1 protein-coding gene is annotated in these 1,349 nt (G+C 39.7%); it reads right to left on the bottom strand.

Going from position 1 to position 1,349, the window contains the following annotated elements; genetic code table 11:
* Nucleotides 1-280: 280 nt before the first annotated feature.
* A complete protein-coding gene (locus LZG72_RS29055) occupies nucleotides 281-724 on the bottom strand; it encodes a hypothetical protein (RefSeq protein ID WP_233878761.1) in 444 nt (147 codons plus the stop codon).
* Between the last annotated feature and the right edge of the window lie 625 nt (nucleotides 725-1,349).

The raw sequence follows: 1,349 nt of genomic DNA, 5'->3' as shown, positions 1-1,349 counted from the left end.
GGCGGAATACACGGAGCAGTCGCCGAAACACATACTGGAATGAAAAACAATTTTTTCTAGACGGATTGGCTCGTCTAACCCATCACAGCCAGGGCAGTAGAAGCTGATCAAAAGAATAAAATAAAAACAGAATCGCCGCATCAGTAAAAGTCAAAGCTGAGTACTAAATATACGATATATAACTAATTTATATATAATTCTCGGAAAATGCTCATTCCTGAAACATTCTCCTCTCGGCAAGAGCTTATTTTATAAGGCGTACGAACTTTGATCGTGATTGCTATTCGCTGATCGTTACGTTAAAATTAACTTTTGTGTCCTCGGATATCTTTGGAATAACCGCGTAATAGTTGGTGTTACCCTTACCGGCATCAGCTTTCTTGTATAATTCTATATTATAATCGATGATCTTTTTCTCACAGTGACTCACAATCTCCTGGCGTAGCAATCCGGTTGAGTAAACCGTGTGGAGCCGTCCAACTAGAAGCGTTTTGGAACGAAAGTCAATCTGAGGTGAATTGCCGAAGCTCGACGAAACGAGATAGGAATTATATTCAATTTGGGATTGAATAACGATAGCTCTCTCATTGAGATTCATATCATCGTTGTTGATTGAGAATGACTTGATGGTCCCCCCTGCCTCCTCATAAGGAACAATGCCATCGATGCATTTGACAACGTAAGGCTTTGGCTCACTGCAACGGCTCAATAGTAAACTTGTCATGCAGATTATTAGGAGATTTTTTAAGATCGGTATCATTCGAGATCTGATTACCAATGCACAACGATTACAAGATACTTTGCAATATCACGTAACGTCAAGAACGCGAGATTTTCGAGTCAGTCTTAAAATCTCATAAAACGCTCACTGATTTCCTGATCATCGTTTCCTAATCAACAGAACGATCTCCGATTATATGGACAAGCTGATTTTGTAAGCGTATCCTGATCTCATCCCCTTCCATGCATTAAACAAACTCCTAGCCAAAGAAAAACTATTAACCAAATAACCATAGTTTTGCTGCGCTTCGACCAGTTCCTGATTATAAGATAGAGAATTGCTTCAACTGTAAGAGATGCGGCACCTGCTAGGATATAATATCGAAACGGTAGTCTTTCAGTTGAGAGATTGTTTTTGACTAAAACACAAAATATAGAAAACAGAAAACTTCCGATGATCATAAACCGCCATAGGTCCCTTTGGATTGCGTTGCGCGTTGACTCATTCATAGGGACTATCGCATTAACTGTGTAAACTTTTCAATCGGGGTCGGGCAAAGCTTAAAGCCTGACTCTGTTTTCAAAAATAGTCAAAAATTGATTCAGGATCATGCCCCAGTTTCGGATCG

It is taken from the genome of Dyadobacter sp. CY323 (assembly GCF_021390245.1).
In the GTDB taxonomy this organism is placed as follows: Bacteria; Bacteroidota; Bacteroidia; order Cytophagales; family Spirosomataceae; genus Dyadobacter.
Note: the sequence above shows the minus strand (reverse complement) of the source record. Positions and strands in the feature narration are given on the sequence as shown.

Excerpts from the sequence above, each read along its gene's own strand:
- LZG72_RS29055 (WP_233878761.1), bottom strand. The coding sequence starts at position 724 with ATGACAAGTTTACTATTGAGCCGTTGCAGTGAGCCAAAGCCTTACGTT.